The 17,331-nt window shown below is 71.3% G+C and carries 13 protein-coding genes and 1 riboswitch; of the genes, 3 read left to right on the top strand and 10 right to left on the bottom strand.

Annotated features, from left to right (window positions below):
- Positions 1–423: 423 nt before the first annotated feature.
- Positions 424–2,205 (top strand): hypothetical protein, encoded by a 1,782-nt coding sequence (locus tag ACZ4TR_RS38520; RefSeq protein ID WP_465293125.1) that lies wholly within the window; start codon positions 424–426, stop codon positions 2,203–2,205.
- On the opposite strand, the gene ACZ4TR_RS38515 is transcribed toward ACZ4TR_RS38520, so the two are convergent.
- Both ACZ4TR_RS38515 and ACZ4TR_RS38510 read right to left on the bottom strand, forming a co-directional pair.
- Positions 2,202–3,326: an FAD-dependent oxidoreductase gene (locus ACZ4TR_RS38515; RefSeq protein ID WP_465293124.1), complete on the bottom strand. Its 1,125-nt coding sequence runs from the start codon at positions 3,324–3,326 to the stop codon at positions 2,202–2,204. The genes ACZ4TR_RS38520 and ACZ4TR_RS38515 overlap by 4 nt on opposite strands.
- A 94-nt stretch (positions 3,327–3,420) precedes the next feature.
- On the bottom strand, positions 3,421–4,743 hold the full coding sequence (locus tag ACZ4TR_RS38510) for an aminotransferase-like domain-containing protein (RefSeq protein ID WP_465293394.1): 1,323 nt from the start codon (positions 4,741–4,743) through the stop codon (positions 3,421–3,423).
- Positions 4,744–5,033: 290 nt separating this feature from the next.
- Here ACZ4TR_RS38510 and ACZ4TR_RS38505 point away from each other — a divergent pair, with 290 nt between their 5' ends.
- Positions 5,034–5,690, top strand: coding sequence for an O-methyltransferase (locus ACZ4TR_RS38505; protein ID WP_465293123.1), 657 nt, complete (start codon positions 5,034–5,036; stop codon positions 5,688–5,690).
- A 1-nt stretch (position 5,691) separates the two neighbouring features.
- On the opposite strand, the gene ACZ4TR_RS38500 is transcribed toward ACZ4TR_RS38505, so the two are convergent.
- Together ACZ4TR_RS38500 and ACZ4TR_RS38495 are read right to left on the bottom strand one after the other, a co-directional pair.
- Complete coding sequence (locus tag ACZ4TR_RS38500) at positions 5,692–7,608, bottom strand: transglycosylase domain-containing protein (RefSeq protein ID WP_465293122.1); 1,917 nt, start codon at positions 7,606–7,608, stop codon at positions 5,692–5,694.
- A 76-nt stretch (positions 7,609–7,684) separates the two neighbouring features.
- Positions 7,685–8,404, bottom strand: coding sequence for a FadR/GntR family transcriptional regulator (locus tag ACZ4TR_RS38495; protein ID WP_465293121.1), 720 nt, complete (start codon positions 8,402–8,404; stop codon positions 7,685–7,687).
- 78 nt (positions 8,405–8,482) lie between these two features.
- Between ACZ4TR_RS38495 and ACZ4TR_RS38490 the strand changes: the two genes are divergently transcribed.
- Positions 8,483–8,773 carry a hypothetical protein gene (locus tag ACZ4TR_RS38490; protein WP_465293120.1) on the top strand — a complete coding sequence of 97 codons (291 nt, stop codon included), beginning with the start codon at positions 8,483–8,485 and terminating at the stop codon, positions 8,771–8,773.
- 124 nt (positions 8,774–8,897) lie between these two features.
- Here the strand turns inward: ACZ4TR_RS38490 and ACZ4TR_RS38485 are convergent, their stop codons facing one another.
- The 6 genes from ACZ4TR_RS38485 to gcvP are packed head-to-tail and all read right to left on the bottom strand — an operon-like array spanning position 8,898 to position 16,880.
- Positions 8,898–10,265 carry an L-serine ammonia-lyase gene (locus ACZ4TR_RS38485; RefSeq protein ID WP_465293119.1) on the bottom strand — a complete coding sequence of 456 codons (1,368 nt, stop codon included), beginning with the start codon at positions 10,263–10,265 and terminating at the stop codon, positions 8,898–8,900.
- Between the two features lie 14 nt (positions 10,266–10,279).
- On the bottom strand, positions 10,280–11,281 hold the full coding sequence (gene lipA / locus ACZ4TR_RS38480; RefSeq protein ID WP_465293118.1) for a lipoyl synthase: 1,002 nt from the start codon (positions 11,279–11,281) through the stop codon (positions 10,280–10,282).
- The gene (gene glyA / locus ACZ4TR_RS38475) at positions 11,278–12,552 is read right to left on the bottom strand and encodes a serine hydroxymethyltransferase (RefSeq protein WP_465293117.1); all 1,275 of its coding nucleotides are present in this window, start codon (positions 12,550–12,552) and stop codon (positions 11,278–11,280) included. The genes lipA and glyA overlap by 4 nt, the downstream gene beginning before the upstream one ends.
- Positions 12,552–12,929, bottom strand: a complete 378-nt coding sequence (gene gcvH / locus ACZ4TR_RS38470; protein WP_465293116.1) for a glycine cleavage system protein GcvH — start codon at positions 12,927–12,929, stop codon at positions 12,552–12,554. Before gcvH ends, glyA begins: the two co-directional genes overlap by 1 nt.
- 11 nt (positions 12,930–12,940) lie before the next feature.
- Complete coding sequence (gene gcvT / locus ACZ4TR_RS38465) at positions 12,941–14,041, bottom strand: glycine cleavage system aminomethyltransferase GcvT (RefSeq protein WP_465293115.1); 1,101 nt, start codon at positions 14,039–14,041, stop codon at positions 12,941–12,943.
- Between the two features lie 7 nt (positions 14,042–14,048).
- Entirely contained in the window at positions 14,049–16,880 is a 2,832-nt protein-coding gene (gene gcvP / locus ACZ4TR_RS38460) for an aminomethyl-transferring glycine dehydrogenase (RefSeq protein WP_465293393.1), read from the bottom strand.
- 145 nt (positions 16,881–17,025) lie between these two features.
- Positions 17,026–17,119, bottom strand: a riboswitch (glycine riboswitch).
- Between the last annotated feature and the right edge of the window lie 212 nt (positions 17,120–17,331).

Here is a 17,331-nt window from a genome sequence, read left to right as displayed (position 1 = left end):
GCCGAAACGCTGGCACTCCGACGACGGTACTTCTACCCTCGCGCGAGTCCCGTACATCGGTACGGGCGTGAACTGGGGAGTTCGAAATGCCGGAAATCAGCAGTACTGGGGAACGATCCGCCCTGGCCGACGAAACGGCCGCCATCGGCACCGCCCGGCGCACCATCGGGTGACCCACGGACCGGGGCCGGGCACCTCCGCCCGGCCCCGGCTCGCCACCCGCGCCACCGCGGCCCCCACACCGAACGCAGTGAATGACTCATTCCTGGCGCCGGACGCAAGGAATGAGTCATTCACTGCATCGCTGTCGAGCCCATCCGCCGTGCTGACCAGTGCACCCGGGTGGTGCTGTCCATGCCCGCGCCAAGCCAGGCCGCTACCATCGCGTTCCGGGCGTGATCGGGGAGCGGAAGGCGGGCAGGCGTGGACGTGGCGAGTCCGACGCGCGCCGCCGCCCCGGAACCCGCGCCCGCGAAACCCGCGCGGCCCCTGCTGCGCTGGGGGATCCACGCCGGCTGGGTGATCCTGCTGGCCCTGGCCACCGAACTGCGCGTCGGCCGCTTCGGGTTCCACCCCTCCGACCAGGGTTTCATCCTCGCCCAGGCGTGGCGCGTGCTGCACGGCGAAGTCCCGCACGCCGACATCATCTCCGCCCGCCCGCTCGGGTCCGCGGTGCTGCACGTCGCCGACTATGCCCTGCCGATGCCGCTGTTCTTCGGGTCGAGCTTCCTTTCGATGATCGAGATCATCGTCGCCACCATCGCCTTCGCCACGCTGGTCACCCGCCGCCGGGTTCTCGGCTGGGGCCCGGGCATGACCGCGATGGTCGCGGCGGCGTCGCTGATCAACCTCAACGCCTTCCCGCTGATGGCCTGGCACACCGTCGACGGCATCGCGCTCACCGCGTGCGGCGCCTGGGCCCTCGACACCGGGCTCGGCAAGAACCACGCACTCGCCCGCCGGGGTGGCCTCGTCCTGCTCGGCTGCGCGGTGTTCGTCAAGCAGAGCTTCGTGCTGGCCGCGGTGATCGGGGTGGTGTGGCTGCTGCTGCACCCGGCCACCCGGACGGGCAGCCGGCGCGTGCTCCGGTTCGTCCTCGACCTCCTCGCGCTCGGCGCGCCCGGGCTGCTGTACGTCGCCTGGGTGAGCCTCGGCGGCGGGTTCGCCGAGATGGTCGAGCAGCTGACCGGGGGCGTGCCCGCGTACGGCCAGCGGCTGCTCGGGCTCTGGCTCGAAGACCCCGAGGTGCTGACCCGGGCACCGATGCGGGAACTGGGCTTCTTCGCCGCGATCGCCGTCGTGCTGCTGGCCGTCCGGCTGCCCGGCGACCGGCTCGGCGCGGCCGGGCGCGCCGCGTCCTGGGTGCTCGTGCTCGCCGGCGCGGCGGCCGTCGTCTGGACGGTCGTCGACGGCCGGTTCACCGGCTCCTCGCGCTGGGCGGACGTCCTGTGGTGGATCGTCGCGGTCAGCGTGCCGGTCAACGCGGCCGTCACGCGGAAGGTGCCGTGGGCCGGGCTGCTGGTGCTCGCCACCGGGTTCATGACCAGCCTGTCGTGGGGCAACGACACGCCGACGCTGCTCACCGGCACCCTCGCGCTGACGGCGTTGCTGCTGCTGAGCCACGTCGTCCCGCCGCGGCCGCGGCTCGCGCGCCGCTGGGTGACCGCGACGGCGGGCCTGACGGCGGTGGCGGTGTGCGGCTGGGTCGTCGTCGCGCGCCACGACCAGGCGGCCTACCTCGACCTCAGCCACGACCGGCTGACCGCGGACCTCGGTGACGTCAGCCCGGCCATGGCCGGCATCCGCACCAACCCCTCGACGCACACGTTCGTCCGGCAGATCCGCGACTGCCTCGAGCGGTTCCCCGCCGAAAAGACCGCGATCCTGCCGGACAGCACGTTCGCCTACCCCGCGTTCGGCCTGCGCAACCCGTTCCCGCTGGAGTGGCCGCTGCCGCTGGAGATCGTCGGCGACGCACCCGAGCGGATGCTCGCGAAGGCCGACGAGCTGAACCGCGACGGCGGCTACCTGGTGCTGTTCGAGACGGATTCGATCCGGATGCTCGCGACCGGTGGCCCGGTGCCGGAGTCGATCCCGCTCGACACCCCGGTGTTCGACTACCTGGGTCTGGAGAAGGCGATCCAGGCCCGGCTCACGGGCCGCGCGGTCACCTGCGGCAGCTTCGTCGGGAAATACGCGCCCTAGCCCCGCTCGCCCCGGACCAGCTCGAGCAGGCTCTCCGGGACGTCGTCGCCGAACAGGCTCTCGAGCAGGACGGCGTCGTCGACGGGGGTCGCGGCGCGGACGAACATGGCCTCCTCGTAGGCGGCGATGCCGGCTTCGACGTCGCCGGGGTGCGCGGCGAGGGCCTGGCCGAGCTCCGCGCCGTCGAGCATGGCCAGGTTGGCGCCTTCGCCGTTCGGGGGTGCGAGGTGCGCGGCGTCGCCGACGAGGGTCACGCCCGGCACGCGGTCCCACCGGAGCCCGACCGGCAGCGCGTGGTGCGGGCGCAGGACCGGGTCGGTGTCGCCGTCGGTGATCAGCGCCGTGAGTTCCGGGGCCCAGCCGTCGAACTCCGCCGCGATCCGCGCCGCGGCGCCCGCCGGGTCGGTGAAGTCGATGGCGGCGAACCAGTCCAGCGGCCGGGCGAGCGCCACGTAGGTGTGCACGGTGTCGCCGCTTTCGCGGTGGGCGTTGATCCCGTCGTCCGGCGAGCCGCCGTGCGCGACCATCGACCCGCCGCCGACCGCCGCCGCGGTGGCGGGGTGCTTCGCGACGACGTCGAACAGGTAGGTCTCGACGAACGCCGTGCCCTCGTACTCCGGGGTCGCGTCGGTGAGCAGCGGCCGCACCTTCGACCAGGCGCCGTCCGCCCCGACCAGCAGATCCGTGACGACGGTGCTGCCGTCGGCGAAGGTCACCTCGTGGCCGCCGTCGTCGAGTGCCCGGGCACCGCTGACCTTGTACCCCCACTTGACGGTGCCGTCGGGGAGCGCGTCGAGCAGCATCTGCCGCAGCTCACCGCGCTGCACCTCGGGCCGGCCGCCGGTCCCGTCGTCGACCTTTTCGTACAGCAGGTTCCCGTCCCGGTCGAGGATCCGCATCGCCTGGCGGCCGTCCAGGACGAGACCGCGGAACTCCTCCGCCAGGCCGGCGGCTTCGACGGCGACCTGCCCGTTGTAGTCGTGGATGTCGAGCATCCCGCCCTGCATGCGCGCCATCGGGGAGGACTCGGCTTCGTAGACCGTGACGGGGATGCCGTGGACGTGCAGGACCCTGGCCAGGGTGAGGCCGCCGAGGCCGGCGCCGATGATCGTGACGTTCATGGATGCTCCTTCGGTTCGTTCGCGACGACCGAAGAGTGACGCGGCTGCCTGACGCGGGCCGCACACCGCACTGGCACGCCGCTGGCACCCGCCGTCAGTCGGTCAGCAGGTCGTCCGGGCTGCCGCTCGCCAGCGTCGCCAGGACGTCCAGCGCCGCGGCCAGCGTCGCCACCGGCGGGGCCGAGACCGCGATGCGCACGGCGTTCGGCGCGTGCCCCGGCAGCACCGCGAACGCCGCGGCCGGCGACAGGGCGATGCCCCGGCGGGCCGCCGCCGCGACGAACGTCTCCGCCCGCCACTGCTCCGGCAGCTCCCACCAGCGGTGGTAGGACGCCGCGTCGCCCTGGAGTCCCGGCAGCTTCGCCTCGACCACCGACGCCCGCGCGGCGGCGTCGAGACGTTTCGCGGCTTCGACGTCGGCGAGGGTGCCGGTGACGATCCACTGCGTCGCCGCTTCGACGGCGAAGCGCGACGCGGCCCAGGCGCCCGAGCGCACCGACGCCGCCAGCCGCGCGGTCCAGGCCGGGGGCGCCACCAGGAATCCCGCCGTCAGGCCGGGCGCGACGCGCTTGGACAGGCTGTCGACGAACACCGTCCGCTCCGGCGCGTATGCGGCGAACGGCCGGACGTCGTCGCGCAGGAACGTGTAGATGCCGTCCTCGATCACCGGCAGGTCCAGCCGGGCGACGACGGCGGCCAGTTCTTCGCGGCGCTGCGGAGGCATCGTCGTGCCGAGCGGGTTGTGCAACGTCGGCTGGACGTACAGCGCGCGCACCGGCCCGGCCGCGGCCAAGGCATCCGGCACCAGCCCGTGTTCGTCGGTCTCGATCGGCACCAGCTCCACGCCGAGCCGCGCGGCCACGGCCTTCACCACCGGGTAGGTCAGCGACTCCACCGCGAGCCGCTCCCCCACCGGCACGAACGCGGCGATCGCGGCCGCGATGGCCTGCCGTCCGTTGCCGGTGAACAGGATCGTTGCCGGATCCGGGCGCCAGTCGCCGCGGGTGAGCAGCGTGGCCGCGGCTTCCCGGGCGGCGGGCGTGCCCGCGGCGCCGATCGGGTGCAGGGCCGCGGTGAGGACGTCCGGCCGGAGCAGCGGTTCGAGCGCTCGCGCAAGATGCGCACTCTGGTCAGGCAGGACGGCGAAGTTGAGCTCGAGGTCGACGCGGGCGCCGCCGGGTTCGGCGAGCGCGGGTTCGGGCGGCGGCTTCGCGGCCCGCACGAACGTGCCGCGCCCGACCTCGCCGACGGCCAGACCGCGCCGGACGAGCTCGCCGTAGACGCGGGCGGCGGTGGAGTTGGCGAGCCCGCGCTGCCGCGCGAAGCGGCGCTGCGGCGGAAGACGGTCACCGGGGCGGAGCCGGCCGGCCTCGATGTCGGCGGCGAGGGCGTCCGCGACGACGCGGTAGTCGTCCATGTCCACCTTCCCGCCTTCGATCGCTCCGAGCATGATCCCAGCCCGCCGGGGCCGCTCCCGCAAGCGCCCCAATGTGGCGTTGGTTGCGTCCCACGCACCCAATGTGGCGTTCGGTGCGCCCCACGCACCCAATGTGTCGTTCGGTGCGTTGGATCAGCACTGCGGCGCGAAGCGCCTCCGTTGAGGGTGGCGGTGGGGGCATGGGAGGAGCACCGAACGCCACATTGGGGCGCTCGAGCCGGGAGCCGGTACCCGGCGGGTGTGGCCGCTAGATTGGCCGTGGAGGTGCCATGACCGACAAGACCTGGGCCGAAGTCGACGACTACCTCACCGAAGCACTGCTCGCCCCCGATCCGGTGCTCGACGACGCGCTCGCCGGCTCGGCCGCCGCCGGGTTGCCGCACATCGCCGTCGCCCCCAACCAGGGCAAGCTGCTGAACCTGCTGGCCCGCCAGGCCGGGGCCCGCTCGATCCTCGAGATCGGCACGCTCGGCGGGTACAGCACGATCTGGCTGGCCCGCGCGCTCCCGGCCGGCGGCAAGCTGGTGACCTGCGAGTACGAGCCCAAGCACGCCGAAGTCGCCCGGGCCAACCTGGCGCGCGCGGGCTTCGGCGAAGACGTCGTCGAGATCAAGGTCGGCGCCGCGCTCGACACGCTGCCGACGCTGACCGGGCCGTTCGACTTCGTCTTCGTCGACGCCGACAAGCGCAACCTCGGGAACTACGTGCGCGCGGCGCTGGAGCTGTCCCGGCCGGGCACGACGATCGTCGTCGACAACGTCGTCCGAGCCGGCCGGGTGACCGACGCGGCGAGCACCGACCCGGACGTCGTGGGCGTGCGGGAGATGTTCGGCTTCCTCTCCGCGGAGCCACGGCTGGACGCGACCGCCGTCCAGACCGTGGGCGGCAAGGGGCACGACGGGTTCGTGCTGGCCCTCGTCCGCTGACTCACCGCGGCGGCCGCGCCACCACCGGCGGCTCGCCCGGAGCCGACGGCCCGGCCGGCACGCCCTGGTGCGCCGCGGCCATGAACCCGCGCCAGATGTCGGCCGGGACGACGTCGCCGGTCAGCTTCGCGCCGTTCGCGTCCTTCAGCCGGCGGTCGTCGTCGGAGCCGATCCAGACCGCGGCCGCCAGCCGCGGGGTGTAGCCGACGGCCCAGGCGTCCTGGTTGTCCGGGCTGCTGCCGTGCTCGGCCTCGCCGGTGCGCAGCGCGGCCCCGCCGCCGTCGGTCAGCGTGCTGGTGACGTCCCGGGCGATGCGGCGGCTTTCGTCGCCGTCTTCGTCGAACGCGGGGCGCGAGGCGTCGGTGTGCTCCCAGATGACCGCGCCGCTCTCGTCGCGCACCTTCGCCACGAGGTGCGGAGTCGTGTGGCGGCCGTCCGCGGCGAAGGTCGCGTAGGCGCCGGCCAGGTCGATCGGCCGCAGCGGGTAGCGGCCGATCGCGATGCCCGGCCCGATCAGGAAGCCGTCCTTCTCCCGCATGGTCGGGGTGCCGTCGACGGTGTCGGGGATGCCCGCCTGCCGCGCGGCGTCGCTCAGCGCGTCGGGGCCGAGTTTCTTGGCCAGGGCGATGAACGGGCCGTCGGCGTGCGCCCGCATCGCCGCGCGCGGCGTGCACTTGGGGCCGCAGACGTCCGGGTACTTGAACTTCTCGCCGAGGAACTCCTGCTCCTCGGGCGCCGGGACCGGCACGTCCGGGCCGTAGCCGCGGCGCAGGGCGGCGGCGAGCGTGAACGGGTAGAACGCCGAGCCGGCCGCGTGCGGAGTGCTCGCGTAGTCGCGGACGCCCTGGTCGCCACCCTGGTAGACGCGCACGGCGCCGGTCTTCGGGTCGACCGCGACCACCGCGCCGCGGAACTCCTTCGGCTCGCCCTTCAGCCTGTCCTGCAACGCCTTCTTCGCGGCGTCCTGCATGCCGCGGTCCAGGGTGGTCTCGACCGTCATGTTGCCCTGCTGGAGCCGGCCGAGCGGGAAGCCGTCCTGCTCGAGCTCGGCGAGGACCTGCTGCTTGATGTGGAACTCGTCGTAGGTGAGGCGGCCCGCGCGGGTCTCCGACGGCGCCTGGATCTCGTCGCCGGGGTAGGCCATCGGTTCACCGGTCTTGACGTAACCGCGGTCCACCAGCTTGTCGTGCACGTACTGCCAGCGCCGGGCCGCGTGGGCGTCCCCGGACGCGGCCGGGTCGTGCACCGACGGCGACTGGATCATCCCGGCGAGGAACGCGGCTTCGCTCCACGTCATCGAGTCGTCGAGCTTCTTGCCGAAGTAGGCGTTCATCGCCGCGGCGGGCCCGAACGTGCCGCGGCCGAAGGAGATGATGTTGACGTAGCTTTCGAAGATCTGTTCCTTGCTCTGCTCCTGGGTGATCTTCGTGGACAGGACCAGCTCGGCGAACTTGCGGCCGAGGGTCGCGTCGTCGTCGCCGGTGGACTTCTTGATGTACTGCTGGGTGATCCCGGACCCGCCGCCGACGCCGGTGAGGAACGCGCGGCCGATGCCGGTCGGGTCGAAGCCCTGGTTGTCCCAGAAGGTCGGGTCCTCGGTGGCGATGATGGCGTCACGCAGCTTCGCGGGCACCTGCGCGTAGGGCACGAATGTCCGGTCGCCGTCGGCCGGGATGACCTTGAGCAGCGGCGACCCGTCCGAATACTGCAGGACTACGGTCTTGTCGAGCCCGTCGAGCACTTCTTGCGGGCTGCGGACGTCGAGCACGAGGTAGGCGACCCAGAAGGCGATCAGCGGCACGCCGATGAGCAGCCCGAAGGTCCAGTACCCGATGCGCCGGACCCGCCGCCACCGCCGGCGTCGCGGGGTGTCCGGCTTCTCGTTCTCTTCCTCTATTTCCTCCGTCGCCAAGGTCACGAATGGATGACGGCCGAACGGGTGAGGAGGTTCTGGGGAGAACTAACGAGGTTGTTCGAATCCTGTCAAGACGGGTTCACGCCAGGAACGCGCGCAGCAGCGAAGCCGTGCCTTCGATGTGTTCCGCCATGGCCTGGCGGGCCGCGGGGGCGTCGCCGGCCAGGATCGCGTCGACGATCGCCTCGTGCTGGGCGTTCGAGTGCTCGAGGTTGGGCGGGAGCAGCGGGATCCGGTCGAGCAGCTGGTTGACGCGGGTGCGGGCGTCGGCCATCGCCGTGGTCAGGGAGCCGGACGCCGTCACCTCCGCGATCGCGAGGTGCAGGCGGGAGTCCTTGCGGCGGTAGTCGTCGAGGTGCGCGCTCGCGGCTTCGGCGAGCGTGCCGGTGAGGTGCCGGCGGTCGGCGGGACTGAGCGAGCGGGCGGCGGCCATCTCCGCGGCGCCGGTCTCGAGGACGTAGCGGAGGCACAACGCGTCCTCCAGGCCGGTGGCGTCGATCTTGCCGTCGGGTTCGGGTGGTCCGGGCAGGGTGTCGTGCACGAAAGTGCCGCCATAACGGCCCCGCCGTGACTCGACGTAACCGGCGTCGGAGAGCGCCCGGATGGCTTCGCGGAGCGTGACGCGGCTGACCCCGAGCCGTTCGGCGAGCTCACGCTCCGACGGCAGCCGCTCCCCCGCCCCGACGACGCCGAGGCGGATGGCCTGGAGCAGCCGCTCGACGGTCTCCTCGAAGGCGTTGCCCGCGCGGACCGGCCGGAACAGCGCTTCACCGGCATTCACCACCGAGGTCGGTTCCATCCCGCGAGTTTAGGCCGCGGCGCGAGGTCCCTCCCCGCCGCGGCGCACCTTCGGAGTGGCCGCGAACGGTCGCTGTCGGTGACAATGCTGTTCGCGGGCGGAAAAACCGGTGGAACCGGACGGCCACGGTCGGCGACGATGACACCACCGACACCGAACATCGACGCAGGGGGCGATCCGGTGCACTTCCTGATGGCCGAGGATCTGGTTCACGAGCGAGAGGACGAGCTGCGCCACGGCGTCCGCAACCGCCCACCGGGCCGGGCGACACCGAGCCGCCGGACGGGCACCCGTCGCCAGCAGGTCGGCTGGCGCTTGGTCGAGGTGGGGCTGAAGCTGGCGGTAGAGGACGAGGACCGACGGAACTAGCACCGCTAGAAAACGCATCTTTCCTAGGGAAAGCTCGGCCTAAGCGCTCCTGAGACGCATCTTTCCTAGGGAAAGCTCGGCCTGAGCGCCCTGAGACGCATCTTTCCCGGAGAAAGTGGCGTCTTCAGCACTCGATGACGTTCACCGCCAGGCCGCCGCGGGCTGTTTCCTTGTACTTGACGCTCATGTCCGCGCCCGTCTCGCGCATCGTCTTGATCGCCTTGTCCAGCGTCACCACGTGGCTTCCGTCGCCGCGCATGGCCATGCGGGCCGCGTGGATCGCCTTCGACGCTCCCACCGCGTTGCGCTCGATGCACGGGATCTGCACCAGCCCGCCCACCGGGTCGCACGTCAGGCCGAGGTGGTGCTCCACCCCGATCTCCGCCGCGTTTTCCACCTGGGCCGGCGAGCCGCCGAGGACCTCCGTCAGGCCCGCCGCCGCCATCGCCGAAGCCGAGCCGACCTCGCCCTGGCAGCCGACCTCCGCGCCCGAGATCGAGCCCGTCTGCTTGAGGATCGAGCCGATCGCGCCCGCCGTGAGCATGAACTTGACGATGCCGTCGTCGGTCGAGTGCCGGATGAACCGCTGGTAGTAGTGCAGCACCGCCGGGATGATCCCCGCCGCGCCGTTGGTGGGCGCGGTGACCACGCGCCCGCCCGCGGCGTTCTCCTCGTTCACCGCCAGCGCGTACAGGCTGACCCAGTCCATCGCGTACAGCGGGTCGTCCAGGCCGTCCTCGGCCAGCAGCTTCTCGTGCAGTGCCTTGGCCCGCCGCGGCACCTTCAGGCCGCCCGGGAGCACGCCTTCGTGGGTGCAGCCGTTGCGGACGCACTCCGCCATGACCGCCCAAATCGCCAGCAGCCCGTCCCGGACCTCGTCGCGCGTACGCCACGACAGCTCGTTCGCCAGCATGATCTCGCTGATCGGCAGGCCGGTCGACGCGCAGTGCCCGAGCAGGTCGGCGCCCGTGCGGAACGGGTACGGCACCGGCGTCGAGTCCTCGACGAACACCGTGTCGGTCTCGTACGACTCGTCGCGGACGAAGCCGCCACCCACCGAGTAGTACGTGCGTTCCCGCACGAGCGTGCCCGCTGCGTCGAAGGCACGGAAGACCATGCCGTTCGGGTGCGCCGGCAACGACTTGCGCCGGTGCATCGTGAGGTCGTTGTCCTCGTCGAACGCGACCTCGTGCGTGCCACCCAGCTTCAACCGCCCGGACTCGCGGATCTCCGCGATGCGCACCGGGACGATGTCGGTGTCGATCTCTTCGGGACGCTCACCGGAAAGCCCGAGCAGCACGGCCTTGTCGCTGCCGTGGCCGAACCCGGTCGCCCCGAGCGAGCCGAACAGCTCGGCCTGCACGCGGGAAACCGAAGAGAGTTCCGCGCCGAGTCCGTCCACAAAGGTCCGTGCCGCCCGCATCGGCCCGACGGTGTGGGAGCTCGACGGCCCGATGCCGATGGAAAACAGGTCGAAGACGCTGATCGCCATTGATCCGCCCCTTCCTATCGCGCCAGCAGGGAGCTGGCTTCTTGCGCGGCCGGGCCCTGGTCGGCGAGGTGCCGCAGGTTCTCCGGCAGCTCCTCCCCGCGGTGGGCCTTCGTCTGGGCGTAGAGCCGTCCCGCGCGGTACGACGACCGGACCAGCGGCCCCGCCATCACACCGGCGAAACCCATCGCCTCCGCAGCCTGCGAGTGCACGACGAACTCCTCCGGCTTCACCCACCGATCCACCGGGTGATGCCGCGGCGACGGACGCAAATACTGCGTGATCGTCAAAATCTCGCAGCCCGCATCGACCAGGTCCCGCATCGCCGGAGCCACCTCATCCGGCGTCTCACCCATACCCAAGATCAGGTTCGACTTCGTCACCAAACCCGCTTCACGCGCCGCAGTGATGACCTCCAGCGAACGTGCGTAGCGGAACCCGGGACGGATCCGCTTGAAAATCCGCGGCACCGTCTCCACGTTGTGCGCCAACACCTCCGGCCGCGAACCGAACACCTCGGCAAGCTGCGCCGGGTCAGCGTTGAAGTCCGGGATCAGCAACTCGACCCCGGTACCCGGGTTCAGGTCGTGAATCTGCCGGACCGTCTCCGCGTACAACCACGCACCGCCATCCTCGAGATCATCCCGAGCGACACCGGTGACCGTCGAATACCGCAGACCCATCGCCTGCACCGACTCCGCGACCTTCCGCGGCTCAGTGCGATCCAAAGCAGCAGGCTTCCCGGTGTCGATCTGACAGAAATCACACCGACGGGTGCACTGGTCCCCACCGATCAGGAACGTCGCCTCACGGTCTTCCCAGCACTCGTAGATGTTGGGACAACCGGCCTCTTCACACACCGTGTGCAGACCTTCGCGGCGCACGAGACCCTTGAGTTCGGTGAACTCCGGCCCCATCCGCACCCGCGTCTTGATCCACGGCGGCTTCTTCTCGATCGGCGTCTCACTGTTGCGGACTTCCAGACGCAGCAGCTTCCGGCCCTCGGGCAGCGCGCTCATCGGGACAGGTCCGCGTACAACGGGTGCTTCGCGGCCAGCGCTTCGACGCGGTCGCGCAGCTTCGAACGCAGGGCGTCGTCGAAGTCCGGCTTGAGGGCCTCCGCGATGACGTCGGCGACCTCGGTGAAGTCCTCGGCCTGGAAGCCGCGGGTGGCCAGCGCCGGGGTGCCGATCCGCAGGCCGGAGGTGATCATCGGCGGGCGCGGGTCGAACGGAACGGCGTTACGGTTGACCGTGATGCCGACCTCGTGCAGCCGGTCCTCGGCCTGCTGTCCGTCCAGAGTGGACTGGACCAGGTCGACGAGCACCAGGTGGACGTCGGTGCCGCCGGTCAGCACGCGGACACCCGCGTCGGCGCAGTCCGGCTGCGACAGCCGCGACGCCAGGATCCGCGAGCCTTCGAGGGTGCGCTGCTGACGCTCCTTGAACTCCTCGCTGGCGGCGATCTTCAGCGCGACGGCCTTGGCGGCGATGACGTGTTCCAGGGGCCCGCCCTGCTGACCCGGGAACACGGCCGAGTTGATCTTCTTCGCCAGCTCCTGGCGGCACAGGATCAAACCGCCGCGCGGGCCGCCGAGGGTCTTGTGCGTGGTCGTGGTGACGATGTCGGCGTGCGGCACCGGCGACGGGTGCAGCCCGGTCGCGACCAGCCCGGCGAAGTGCGCCATGTCCACCATGAGACGGGCGTCGACGAGGTCGGCGATGCGGCGGAACTCGGCGAAGTCGAGCTGACGCGGGTACGCGGACCAACCGGCGATGATCAGCTTCGGCCGGTGCTCGACGGCGAGGCGCTCGATCTCGGCCAGGTCGACGATCCCGGTCTCTTTGTCGACGTGGTAGGCGACGACGTTGTAGAGCTTGCCCGAGAAGTTGATCTTCATCCCGTGCGTCAGGTGCCCGCCGTGGGCCAGGTCGAGGCCGAGGATCGTGTCGCCCGGCTTGAGCACGGCGAACATCGCGGCCGCGTTGGCCTGCGCGCCCGAGTGCGGCTGGACGTTGGCGTGCTCGGCGCCGAACAGGGCCTTCGCGCGGTCGATCGCGAGCTGCTCGACGACGTCGACGTGCTCGCAGCCGCCGTAGTAGCGGCGGCCGGGGTAGCCCTCGGCGTACTTGTTGGTCAGCACCGAACCCTGCGCCTCGAGCACGCCCACCGGGGCGAAGTTCTCGGAGGCGATCATCTCCAGGGTGGACTGCTGGCGGTTCAGTTCGTCGGCGACGGCCGCGGCGACCTCGGGGTCGACTTCGGAGAGGTGCTGGTCGAAGGTCGTCATCAGTTCTCCTGGGTGAGCGCGGCGTACGCGGCGGCGTCGAGCAGTTCGGGCACGTCGCCGGAGAGACGCACCTTGAGCAGCCAGCCTTCCGTGTACGGGTCCTCGTTGATGACCTCGGGGCGGTCCGATGTGGCGCCGTTCACCTCGACGACCTCGCCGGACACCGGCGCGTACAGCTCGCTGACCGACTTGGTCGACTCGACCTCGCCGAACACCTCGCCCGCGGTCACGGTCGCGCCGGCGTCGGGCAGCTGGACGAACACGATGTCACCGAGCGACTCGGCGGCGAAGGCGGTGATGCCGACGGTGGCGACGCCGTCCTCGACCGACAGCCACTCGTGTTCTTTGGTGTACTTCAGGTTCTCGGGGATGCTCACGGTGAAAGTCCTTACGCGCGGGAGTAGAAGGGCAGGGCGACGACCTCGACGGGCTCGATCCTGCCCCGGATGTCGACGGAGAGCTGGGCGCCGGGCTCGGCGTACGCCCGATCGACGTACGCCATGGCGATCGGGTAACCCAGCGTGGGCGACAGCGCCCCGCTGGTGACCTCGCCGATCACAGTGCTGTCCACGCCGTCGGCCAGCAGCTGGTAGCCGTGGCGCGGAGCGCGACGGCCGGTGCCCTTGAGGCCGACCCGCACGCGGGGGACGTCCGCCTTGGACCGCTCTTCCAGTGCCGCGCGGCCGACGAAGTCGCCCGGCTTGTCGAACTTGACGACGCGGCCGAGCCCGGCTTCGAACGGGCTCTGGTCGAGGGTGAGTTCGTTGCCGTACAACGGCATTCCCGCTTCCAACCGCAGCGTGTCGCGGCAGGCGAGCCCGGCCGGGACGAGCCCGTGCGGCTCACCCGCGTCCAGGAGCAGCCGCCAGATGGCCGGGGCCTCGTCGGCGTTCACGAACAGCTCGAAGCCGTCTTCGCCGGTGTAGCCGGTGCGGGCGAGCAGGATTTCGTGGCCCTTCACGACCGCCGGGACGCTGGCGTAGTACTTGAGCGCGCCCAGGTCGGCGTCGGTGACGGCGCCGAGGATCTCCACGGCCTTCGGGCCCTGGACGGCGATCAGCGCGGTCGTCTCGGACCGGTCGTCGACCACCGCGTCGAAGCCCGCGACCCGCTCTTCCAGGGCGTCGGCGACGACCTGGGCGTTGCCCGCGTTCGCGACGACCAGGTAGTGCTCGTCGGCCAGCCGGTAGACGACGAGGTCGTCCAGCACGCCGCCGTCGGCGTCGCAGATCATCGTGTACCGCGCCCGGCCCGGCTTGACCCCGGTGAGGTTGCCGACCAGCGCGAAGTCCAGGACGTCGGCGGCCTGCTTGCCGGTGACGTGGATTTCGGCCATGTGCGAGAGGTCGAACAGCCCGGCCGCCTCGCGGACGGCCTTGTGCTCGGCCAGCTCGCTGGCGTAGCGGACCGGCATGGACCAGCCGGCGAAGTCGGTGAACAGCGCACCGAGTCCCTTGTGGACTCCGTGCAGGGAGGTCTCTTTCGACACGGGGGAATCAGCCTTCGTAAGCGTTGAGGGGCGGGCAGGAGCACACGAGGTTACGGTCACCGCGGGCGCCGTCGATGCGCCGCACCGGCGGCCAGTACTTGTTCTTCCGCGACACCCCTGCCGGGTACACGGCCAGCTCGCGGTCGTACGGCTTGTCCCACTCCCCGACCAGCGTCTCGGCGGTGTGCGGCGCCCCGCGCAGCGGCGACTCCTCCGCGCTCCACTTCCCGGCCGCGACCTCGTCGATCTCCGCTCGGATGGCGATCATCGCGGCGATGAACCGGTCGATCTCGCCCAGGTCCTCGGACTCGGTCGGCTCGACCATCAGCGTCCCCGCCACCGGGAACGACATGGTCGGCGCGTGGAAGCCGTAGTCGATGAGCCGCTTCGCGACGTCGTCGACCGTCACGCCGGTCTCCTTGGTGAGCTGCCGCAGGTCGAGGATGCACTCGTGCGCGACCAGGCCGTCCTGGCCCGTGTACAGCACCGGGTAGTGCGGCGCGAGACGCGAGGCGACGTAGTTCGCCGCCAGCACGGCGACCTTGGTGGCCGCGGTCAGGCCGGGCGCGCCCATCATCCGGACGTAGGCCCAGGAGATCGGCAGGATCGACGCCGAGCCGTACGGCGCGCCGCTGATCGGGCCGACGCCGGTCTCCGGGCCGGCGGCGTCGAGCAGCGGGTGGTTGGGCAGGTACGGCGCGAGGTGCGCGCGCACCGCGACCGGGCCGACACCCGGGCCGCCACCGCCGTGCGGGATGCAGAACGTCTTGTGCAGGTTCAGGTGCGAGACGTCGCCGCCGAACTCGCCCGGCTTGGCCAGGCCCAGCAGGGCGTTGAGGTTCGCGCCGTCGACGTACACCTGGCCGCCGCCGTCGTGGACGATCTTGGCCAGCTCGTCGATGTCGTGCTCGTACACGCCGTGCGTGGACGGGTAGGTGACCATGATCGCGGCGAGCGTGTCGCGGTGGGTGTCCACCTTGGAGCGCAGGTCGGCCAGGTCGACGTTGCCCTCGTCGGTGCACTTCACGACGACCACGCGCATCCCGGCGAGCACCGCGGACGCGGCGTTGGTGCCGTGCGCGGACGACGGGATCAGGCAGACGTCACGAGCTTCGTCGCCGTTCGCGCGGTGGTAGGCGCGGATCGCGAGGAGCCCGGCCAGCTCGCCCTGGCTGCCCGCGTTCGGCTGGAGCGAGACCTTGTCGTAGCCGGTGACCTCGGCCAGCCACTCCGCGAGCTGCCCCACCACCGTGTGGTAACCCGAAGCGTCCTCGGCCGGCGCGAACGGGTGGATGCCGGCGAACTCGCGCCAGCTGATCGGCTCCATCTCGGTGGTGGCGTTGAGCTTCATCGTGCAGGAGCCGAGCGGGATCATGCCGCGGTCGAGCGCGTAGTCCTGGTCGGACAGGCGACGCAGGTAGCGCAGCATCGCCGTCTCGGAGCGGTGCGTGCCGAAGACCTCGTGGCCCATGAAGCCGCTCTCGCGGGCGAGGCCGTTCGGCAGCGCGACGCCGTCGCTCAGCTCCGCCTCGACGCCGAACGCGCGCAGGACCTTCTCGGTGATCGCCGGGGTGCTGACCTCGTCGAAGGCGACGCGGACGTGGTCGGCGTCGACGTGGCCGAGGTTGATCCCGGCTTCGCGGGCAGCCGCGTGGACCTCGGCGGCCTGACCCGGGACGTGCGCGACGACGGTGTCGAAGAAGGACTCGTGCACGACCTCGACGCCGGTCTTCCGGAGGGCGTCCGCGAAGCCCGCGGCGAGGCCGTGGACGCGCTGGGCGATCCGCTTGAGGCCGTCCGGACCGTGGTAGACCGCGTACATCGCGGCCAGCACGGCGGGCAAAACCTGCGCGGTGCAGATGTTGGACGTCGCCTTCTCGCGGCGGATGTGCTGCTCACGGGTCTGCAGCGCGAGCCGGTAGGCCGGGTTGCCGTCGGCGTCGACCGAGACGCCGACCAGGCGCCCGGGCAGCGATCGCTCGAGGCCGGCGCGGACGGACATGTACCCGGCGTGCGGGCCGCCGTAGCCGAGCGGGACGCCGAAACGCTGGGTCGAGCCCGCGGCGACGTCGGCGCCGAACTCGCCGGGTGAGGTGATCAGGGTGAGGGCGAGGAGGTCGGCGGCGACGGTGAACAGCGCGCCCGCGGCCTTCGCCGACTCGGAAATCGCGTGGTAGAAGCCGCGGCCGCGCAGCACGCCGGATGCGCCCGGGTACTGGGCGACGACGCCGAAGAAGTCGTCCGGGAGGCCGGTGAGCAGGTCGCGGACCTCGACCTCGATGCCCAGCGCCTCGACGCGGGTGCGCACGACGGCGATGGTCTGCGGCAGGCACTCGGCGTCCAAGACGACCTTGTTCGACTTGGACTTGGACGCGCGCCGCATCAGCGTGACGGCCTCGGCGACGGCGGTCGACTCGTCCAGCAGGGACGCGTTCGCGGTGGCCAGGCCGGTCAGGTCGGCGACCATGGTCTGGAAGTTGAGGAGCGCTTCGAGGCGGCCCTGGGAGATTTCCGGCTGGTAGGGCGTGTAGGCGGTGTACCAGGCCGGGTTCTCGAGGACGTTCCGGCGGATCACGCCGGGGGTGACGGTGTCGGAGTAGCCGAGGCCGATCATCTGCGTCATCGGGCGGTTGCGCGCGGCGAGGGCGCGCAGCTCCGCGGTGGCGTCCTCTTCGGACGCGGCGGGCGGCAGCCGCAGGTCGGCGGTGGCGCGGATGGCACTCGGGACGGCGGCGCCGACAAGGGCGTCCAGGCTGCCGTAGCCGCACTCGGCCAGCATCTTCGCGCGTTCGGCCTCGGACGGGCCGATGTGGCGGGCGTCGAACTGCGTGGAAGTGATCGGGAGCTCCTCAGGCCGGGCGCACAACGGTGCGCTGGGAACTCCCCCTCTGTCATGGCACCTGAGAGTTTCACCGTGTTGCTTGAAAGACAGCACGGCTTTCACCTTGGGTGAGGCGCGGGTGCGCCTGCTTTCCAGAGTGGCCTCGCGCGAAGCGGTAGCGGTTACCTGAGAGATTCCGGGGAGTTTGCTCCTTCGGTGCCCCACTGAGTTCGTGAGGGCTCTCCCGCCTCGGCTCGACGGCCCGATCTGCAGTTGTGGCGGCCACGGTACCTGCCGCCTCCGAGGTCCGTCTACTTCACCGGGCCAACGCCACAGTGATCCTCGCCCCGGCCCCCAGCGCCCCAATGTGGCATTGGGTGCGTCAGACGCACCCAATGTGGCGTTCGGTGCGTCCCACGCACCGAACGCCACATTTGGGGGCTTGGGGGAGGGAGCTTCTGCGACACGG

The organism is Amycolatopsis sp. NPDC028719 (assembly GCF_055565395.1).
Note: the sequence above shows the minus strand (reverse complement) of the source record. Positions and strands in the feature narration are given on the sequence as shown.

Coding starts and splice junctions, on each gene's coding strand:
- ACZ4TR_RS38515 (WP_465293124.1), bottom strand. CDS start 3,326: ATGAACGTCACGATCATCGGCGCCGGCCTCGGCGGCCTCACCCTGGCC.
- ACZ4TR_RS38510 (WP_465293394.1), bottom strand. CDS start 4,743: ATGGACGACTACCGCGTCGTCGCGGACGCCCTCGCCGCCGACATCGAG.
- ACZ4TR_RS38505 (WP_465293123.1), top strand. CDS start 5,034: ATGACCGACAAGACCTGGGCCGAAGTCGACGACTACCTCACCGAAGCA.
- ACZ4TR_RS38495 (WP_465293121.1), bottom strand. CDS start 8,404: ATGGAACCGACCTCGGTGGTGAATGCCGGTGAAGCGCTGTTCCGGCCG.
- ACZ4TR_RS38485 (WP_465293119.1), bottom strand. CDS start 10,265: ATGGCGATCAGCGTCTTCGACCTGTTTTCCATCGGCATCGGGCCGTCG.
- lipA (WP_465293118.1), bottom strand. CDS start 11,281: ATGAGCGCGCTGCCCGAGGGCCGGAAGCTGCTGCGTCTGGAAGTCCGC.
- glyA (WP_465293117.1), bottom strand. CDS start 12,552: ATGACGACCTTCGACCAGCACCTCTCCGAAGTCGACCCCGAGGTCGCC.